General features: G+C 40.6%; 8 protein-coding genes. 6 read left to right on the forward strand and 2 right to left on the reverse strand.

All coding sequences use genetic code 11. The annotated features are described in order from the left end of the window. Window positions 1-120: 120 nt before the first annotated feature. Together CHI10_RS20940 and CHI10_RS20945 are read left to right on the forward strand one after the other, a co-directional pair. Window positions 121-1,599, forward strand: coding sequence for a lmo1851 family serine protease (locus tag CHI10_RS20940; protein WP_095246080.1), 1,479 nt, complete (start codon window positions 121-123; stop codon window positions 1,597-1,599). Between the two features lie 174 nt (window positions 1,600-1,773). Continuing rightward, window positions 1,774-2,700 carry an LCP family protein gene (locus CHI10_RS20945; protein ID WP_286137535.1) on the forward strand — a complete coding sequence of 309 codons (927 nt, stop codon included), beginning with the start codon at window positions 1,774-1,776 and terminating at the stop codon, window positions 2,698-2,700. 51 nt (window positions 2,701-2,751) lie between these two features. Here the strand turns inward: CHI10_RS20945 and CHI10_RS20950 are convergent, their stop codons facing one another. Next, on the reverse strand, window positions 2,752-3,369 hold the full coding sequence (locus CHI10_RS20950; protein WP_095246082.1) for a class I SAM-dependent methyltransferase: 618 nt from the start codon (window positions 3,367-3,369) through the stop codon (window positions 2,752-2,754). A 114-nt stretch (window positions 3,370-3,483) separates the two neighbouring features. Here CHI10_RS20950 and CHI10_RS20955 point away from each other — a divergent pair, with 114 nt between their 5' ends. The 3 genes from CHI10_RS20955 (at window position 3,484) to CHI10_RS20965 (ending at window position 5,763) form a co-directional block, all read left to right on the forward strand. After that, window positions 3,484-3,885 (forward strand): hypothetical protein, encoded by a 402-nt coding sequence (locus tag CHI10_RS20955; RefSeq protein WP_095246083.1) that lies wholly within the window; start codon window positions 3,484-3,486, stop codon window positions 3,883-3,885. Then, the gene (locus tag CHI10_RS20960) at window positions 3,878-4,798 is read left to right on the forward strand and encodes a CobW family GTP-binding protein (protein ID WP_095246084.1); all 921 of its coding nucleotides are present in this window, start codon (window positions 3,878-3,880) and stop codon (window positions 4,796-4,798) included. The genes CHI10_RS20955 and CHI10_RS20960 overlap by 8 nt, the downstream gene beginning before the upstream one ends. Window positions 4,799-4,929: 131 nt before the next feature. After that, the gene (locus CHI10_RS20965; RefSeq protein WP_095246085.1) at window positions 4,930-5,763 is read left to right on the forward strand and encodes a hypothetical protein; all 834 of its coding nucleotides are present in this window, start codon (window positions 4,930-4,932) and stop codon (window positions 5,761-5,763) included. 35 nt (window positions 5,764-5,798) lie between these two features. Here the strand turns inward: CHI10_RS20965 and CHI10_RS20970 are convergent, their stop codons facing one another. Next, window positions 5,799-6,041 carry a hypothetical protein gene (locus tag CHI10_RS20970; RefSeq protein ID WP_009332565.1) on the reverse strand — a complete coding sequence of 81 codons (243 nt, stop codon included), beginning with the start codon at window positions 6,039-6,041 and terminating at the stop codon, window positions 5,799-5,801. A 117-nt stretch (window positions 6,042-6,158) separates the two neighbouring features. Here CHI10_RS20970 and CHI10_RS20975 point away from each other — a divergent pair, with 117 nt between their 5' ends. Continuing rightward, complete coding sequence (locus tag CHI10_RS20975; protein WP_095246086.1) at window positions 6,159-6,425, forward strand: hypothetical protein; 267 nt, start codon at window positions 6,159-6,161, stop codon at window positions 6,423-6,425. Window positions 6,426-6,498 lie beyond the last annotated feature (73 nt).

The raw sequence follows: 6,498 nt of genomic DNA on the forward strand, positions 1-6,498 counted from the left end.
TTTTGCTGGCGCTCTTTTAATCGCTGCACACATTTTTCTTTGTTATTTATTCGATAAATGTTATTCTAATCATTAAGGATTGTACATAGTTATTTTACGGTGACGAAAGTGGTGAAAAGTTTGCAAAATGAAGATTTAAACAAAGAAACTTCTGAAACACCAGATAATAACCATTCAGGTTTTATCCGCATGAAAAAGTTTCATTTTGTAATGCTGCTGTTTTTTATTGTGTTCCTTTCCGCTGGAATTACTACCTTTGCACTGGCCTTTGGAGATGAAAAGGCAGTAGATGTGGGATCAAGCGAAAGAAGGGAATTTGATAAGCTGTATACAGCTTATGATACCCTGAAAGCAAACTATTTCCAGGAAGTGGATCAAAGTAACCTTATAAATGGCGCTATTAACGGTATGCTTGAAGCGCTGGATGATCCATACTCGGATTATATGAATGAAGAAGAAGCCGAAAACTTTCACCAAAGTATTTCGTCTTCTTTTGAAGGAATCGGAGCTGAAATCCAGGAACAGGAAGGCTACATAGTCATTGTATCCCCATTGAAGGGTTCACCTGCTGAAAAAGCAGGGCTTAGGCCAAATGACAAGGTTCTCTCCGTTGATGGAAAAAGCCTTCAGGGTATGAGCTCTACTGAGGCTGTTATGCTGATCAGAGGCGAAAAAGGGACTAAAGTGGAACTTGCAGTTCAGCGTCCCGGTACAGATGAGCCAATGAATATTTCCATTACACGTGATACGATTCCGCTTGAAACTGTCTATGGGGAAATGATGGAAGATGGTATTGCAAAAGTACAGATTACAACATTCTCGGAAAATACTTCTAAAGAATTGGTGGAAACTTTGAATGAACTGCAAAAGCAGGGCATGAAAGGATTAATCCTTGATCTTCGCCAGAATCCAGGCGGCCTTCTGGATCAGGCAGTGGAAATCTCCAGCCTGTTTGTCCCGGATGGCGAGATATTATTCCAAATTGAAGACCGCAATGGAAACAGAGAAGAAGTAAAATCAAAGAGAGAAGAAAACCCGAATATACCTTTAGTCGTTGTGATTGATAAAGGAAGTGCCAGTGCATCAGAAATTCTGGCTGCGGCAGTACACGAGTCCGCAGATGTGCCGCTTGTAGGAGAAAAATCGTTTGGGAAAGGCACCGTCCAGCGTGCACAGGACTTCTCCGATGGGTCAAACATGAAATTCACGACTGAAAAATGGCTGACACCGGAGGGAAATTGGATTCATAAAAAAGGGATTACACCTGACCACAAAGTGGCCTTGCCGGAATATGCTTCGCTGCCATTTATTAACCCAGACACTGAATTAAAGCTTTCTGCTTCTTCAGCTCAGGTTAAAGCAGCTCAAGCTATGCTGAAAGCTCTGGGATATAATCCTGGAAGAGAAGACGGTTTCTTCGATGAAAAAACCGAAGCAGCTGTCAAGGAATTCCAGGCTGCTGAAAAGCTTGATCAAAATGGAGTATTATCAGGGCAGTCTACTCTTAGGCTGATGGAAAAACTCCGTGAAAAAATCGACCAAAATGATACGCAAATTCAAAAAGCTGCTGAAGTGCTGAAAAAACAAATAGGATCATAATCTAAAGCTCTCCGATTCGGAGAGCTTTTTTCGTCATTTTTCAAGCGAGATGATTCCTTACTCAAGCGAGTAGAGGCAGGTGTGGAAAGTTCAAGTGCTGTTCCAGAAAATGGGTATAGAAAGCGTTTCTCTTTCCCACAATGGTAGTAAACTTAACTATAAAGCAGCGCAGGGGTGATTTGCTTGAAAAAAATTATGATTCTATTTGCAGTGGCTGCAGCTATACTATCCGGCTGTACGTCCTTTCAGCAGAAAGATAACAATAATACAGGGCAGGTGACGGAGGTCGGTGAGTCCGAAAAGGAGAATAAAGAGCCATCAGCGACTGTAAGTGAAACGAAAAACTTTTTGCTTATTGGTGTCGACAGCAGAGGGGAAGAGGATTCACGTTCGGATGCCATTGTGCTGGCCAGCTATGAACCTTCCGGGGATTCCATTAAATTGGTCTCTCTTATGAGGGACAGCTATGTAAAAATACCGGATTACCAATACATGTACAGCAAGTTGAATCATGCTTATTATATAGGCGGCAAGGATTTATTGAAGGATACAATAGAACAAAACTTCGGAGTCCAAATCGATCATACAGCAATTATTGATTTTAAGGGATTTACTGCGATGCTTGATGCGATTGCTCCGGGCGGTATTGAAGCAGAAGTCAGTGCCGCAATGATTGAAGATATGGGATTGGATCTGGAGCCGGGAAAGCAAAAGCTTAAGGGAAGCGACATTTTATCATATGTGAGATTTCGCCATGATGGACAAAGTGATTTCGGGAGAGTGGACCGGCAGCAGGAAATTTTGATTGGGCTTAAAGATGAAGTGATGAATCAATTCTCATCACCTGCCGGTTTTGCAAGGTTTCCGGAAGTAGTCAGCCAGGCAATGAAATATATTGAAACCGACTTAAAGATTGAAGAAGCATTATCACTCGGTGTGAAGTTTTTAATGAATCCTGTCACTGACATTGAAACACTCAGGGTACCTGTTGAAGATAGTTATGAGAATAAAACATATGAACATGCCGGTTCGGTTCTCCAGCTTGATTTTGAAGAAAATTCAGAAGCGCTTAAGCAGTTTTTGGATGCTGAAAAGAAATAGCGGGAATTAGAAAGGCGCTTTTAAAAGTAAATGAGGGGCCCCGCAGGCTCCTCATTTACTTTTTCTGCAGACTGCAATCCCAAAAGGGTAGTGTTTGCCTTCTCTTTTCGGTTCAATGAGAACACTTCGCTGATAATAAAATTCCGTCTCTCCGTAAAACTTGAACAGTTCAATAAATTCATCTTCAGTCAGCTGGTGAAAATGGAAGGGCTCATTTGTTGGCTTCCCCCGCCCTGCACCGAAGGGTGTGGATAAAATGAGAGTCCCGCCAGGCTTTAGCATCTTAAAAAGACTGTTAAGGAATATTTCTTCTGATGGCAGGTGTTCAAGCGTTTCAAAGCTCGTTATCACATCAAAGAATCCTAATTGTTCTGGGAGGGAATCATCTTCCGCATTGGCTTTAATATATTGCACGAGAGGGTGATAATGATGCTGTCTGGCATATTTCAGTGTATCGTCATCAATGTCCACTGCTACAATTTCACTAATTTCTTTTTTCTTGGCTTTTGCCATGATTTTTGAACCGTACCCCGTACCGCAGGCAATATCAAGCACTCTTCCTTTAGCGTAATAAAGAGAAAAATAGTAACGTGCCAAATGTTCCAGAAGCATTCCGTTAGTAACCGGCATTTCCTCCAGTATGATTCTTTCTCCAGTATTATCGAGCATTTTTCTCCACCATCCTTAATAGAAATTATAGCAAATATGTCTTATGGTTTGTATGGACTGGTAAAATCATATACAATGGGTCATTAGACAGGATAGCTATAAAGAGGTGATCCTTTGAAGCAGGTAGTAAAGCTTAATGAAGAGACCCGCAGGCAAATATCAGATATTGAAAAAAAATGTGAAAAGCTTGCAGAAGAACTTCTTAATAAGTATAAAACAGACTTTCAAACTGAAGAGGAAAATCTGGCAGTGGACCTGGTCAGAACGATAAAGGGCCGGCATGCTTCAGAAAACGATGTGTTTGAAAATGATTATGAATCCATTCTGGAACTGGGAATTGAGACGGAGGATGAATTTTTTCCGAATGCTTATATTCCCATCTGGAAATGCAAACAGGAAATATTTCATCCCGTTGGGTATTTAACCAATCTGGATATTGATTTAATAGAGAAGAAAATGATGCTTATGATTGAAGAAATGCTGGCAGATGGTGTAGAAGGGGAAAAGTATGAATAAAACAGAAATATATATACTATCAGGTTTTCTTGGGAGCGGGAAAACGACGCTGCTAAAGCAGCTGCTCCAGGATGAAAAAAAGCAAGGCAGAAAAGTGGCAGTCATGATGAACGAGCTTGGGAAAGTTTCAATTGATTCGGACGCAGTTGATGATGGGGTCCCTTTAAAAGAGCTGCTTGACGGCTGTATATGCTGTACCATTTCAGATAAGCTTGAGGCCCAGCTTCAGGAATTATTGATGGTTGAAAAGCCGGAAGCGATCTATATTGAAACTACAGGTGCTGCTCATCCCATTGAAGTTCTGGATAGCATTCTTTCCCCACTCTTTGCAGACAGGATGCAGGTAAAAGGCATTATTTCTGTTGTTGACAGTCCAAGATGGCTTAATCGAAATATGTTAAGCCCTCAGGTGCAGCAGCTTTTAATTGAGCAGGTAAGGCATGCAGACTTAATAATTTTGAATAAAGCAGATGAACTTTCCGACGCGGAACAAGCGCGGCTTACAATGGAGATTCAGGGTCTGAACAGCCAGGCGTTCACCATCTTAACTTCATACTCAAAGATTTCTGTAAAGCAGGTAAGAGGTATGACCACAGGGAAAAAGAGCAAGGCATCCAGGTCACATGTTATTTCTGATTTAAAGCTTAGCACGTTCGTTTATCGGTTTCAAAAAGCTGTCAATCAGACTGATTTTGAGGATTTTCTTAGAGGACTTCCAGACACTGTGTACAGAATAAAAGGGTATATGAAGTTGAATTCTTCAAAGTATCCGTATCTTTTTCAGTTTTCTTATGGAATGCCGCTTTATATGCAGGAAAACATCAATATGCCCCTGAATATGGTGTTTATTGGGGAGAATCTTGATTGGGCAGAAATCGAACAAAGGTTAAAAATTCTGGAAGCAATTAATTAATCAGGATAGTTAAAGAAAATCGCACTCATATGGTGCGATTTTTTTATTGTCTGAATGAATGAAGAAAACCTTTTTTTGGGAAACTCATTATATAATGCCTAACCGAAAAAACCTATAAATGAGTGGAACTTATGAAAACTTTAAACATAATCATGGTATTCATCTTTCTTCTTTTTGCAGGAGGCATACATACTGCTGCAGAAGAAGAGGGGATTAGCTGGCGGATTGAGATGCTGCCATGGGAGAAAGTGAATGGGATATTGCCGAAATACAGTAAATTTACCGTTCTGGATGTTGAAACAGGCAAGAAGTTTAAGGTTCAGCGTCGTGCCGGAAGCCATCATGCAGATGTTCAGCCATTAAATGCTGAAGAAACAAAAATCATGAAAAGCATTTATGGCGGAAAATGGAGCTGGAAGCGGCGCGCCATCATAGTTATTAATGGCAATCAATGGATAGCGGCTTCCATGCATGGTATGCCCCATGGAGGAGGTGCACTGAAAAATAATTTTCCAGGGCACTTTTGCATTCATTTTTTTGGCAGTACTACACATCGGACAAACTTTATGGATTTATCACACAAGCTAATGATTTTGAAAGCGGCAGGAAAGCTTGATGGATATCTCAATAATGCCAATCCATATGAAGTAATCAGTGCATTCATGGCAGGACTAAAACAGCAGGATTCCAGGATTGTCCAGTCGATTTCCCTCCAGCCTTTAGCATGGAATAAAGTCCTGCCCAGAATTGAGAATGTAAGGCTAAGTGCGATGCCTGTACTTCCGGCTGAAGATTTGACAGATGAGCTGAGTATGGAAGTGCCGGTGGAAGCAGATTGGTTTATAAAAAACCGCGGCAGACAGCATTTTCGAGGAAGCATAAATCTTGTGCGCTTTTCACAGGCAGATCCATGGAAAGTGGATAATAAAAGGTTCTTAAAGGAAAATAAGTTAGTGAACGAATAAAAGCCTGAGAATAGAATCTCAGGCCTTTATTCATTTTACTGTTTTTCGCCAAATTTGATGAATGTCCGCTCGTCTTCTACAAGTCCGCAAGCCGCACATTGAACCCTTTTATCAGGGCCTTTGTAAGGCATATGGAAGGGGGACAGCTGTTCACTGCTGTATTCTTCCAAAACATTCCCTGTTTGAGGATCCATTTTGATGGATTGAGGCACCTGCTGAATAATATTGAATCGGCTTCTGTTTGTTTTACAGTTTGGGCACCGGTAAGGTGAATTCATAACTCATTCTCCTTTCTCGCATATTAGCTGTATTTTTTGCATTTATAAATTTATTTATGTAAAAATACATCTAAGGAAATATATTTGTTTCCTGTTTTGGAAGGGATGTGGCAAGTTATGAGTCCAGACTATGAAAAGCTTTTGAATGAATACAGGAAGCTATGGAATAACCGGAAACTCGAAGAAGATACTAACGCAGAAAACATTTTGAAGGAAGCCATCTCCAGGGAACTAAGGGATGAAAATTCCCACCCAAGAGTCCGTAAGGCTATCTACGAAAAATTTTACCTTGCGGTTAAGAGAATTTCACATTCAGACCTGGATGATAAATCCAAAGCAGCACTTATCCATATGCATATCCATGAAGCAGAAGGCTTGAAATAGGGGGTTTAAGCCTCCTTTTTTTAATGGCTTTTTTCTCAAGGTTTTTCGCCACTTTTTATTTATTTGCTGAGTT

Origin of the sequence: Bacillus sp. 7894-2 (genome assembly GCF_002272225.1) — a bacterium.
Classification (GTDB): domain Bacteria; phylum Bacillota; class Bacilli; order Bacillales; family Cytobacillaceae; genus Cytobacillus.

Bases quoted from the DNA above. Each gene is read 5' to 3' on its own strand.
- CHI10_RS20950 (WP_095246082.1), bottom strand. From the start codon at position 3,369: ATGCTCGATAATACTGGAGAAAGAATCATACTGGAGGAAATGCCGGTT.
- CHI10_RS20960 (WP_095246084.1), top strand. From the start codon at position 3,878: ATGAATAAAACAGAAATATATATACTATCAGGTTTTCTTGGGAGCGGG.
- CHI10_RS20965 (WP_095246085.1), top strand. From the start codon at position 4,930: ATGAAAACTTTAAACATAATCATGGTATTCATCTTTCTTCTTTTTGCA.
- CHI10_RS20970 (WP_009332565.1), bottom strand. From the start codon at position 6,041: ATGAATTCACCTTACCGGTGCCCAAACTGTAAAACAAACAGAAGCCGA.
- CHI10_RS20975 (WP_095246086.1), top strand. From the start codon at position 6,159: ATGAGTCCAGACTATGAAAAGCTTTTGAATGAATACAGGAAGCTATGG.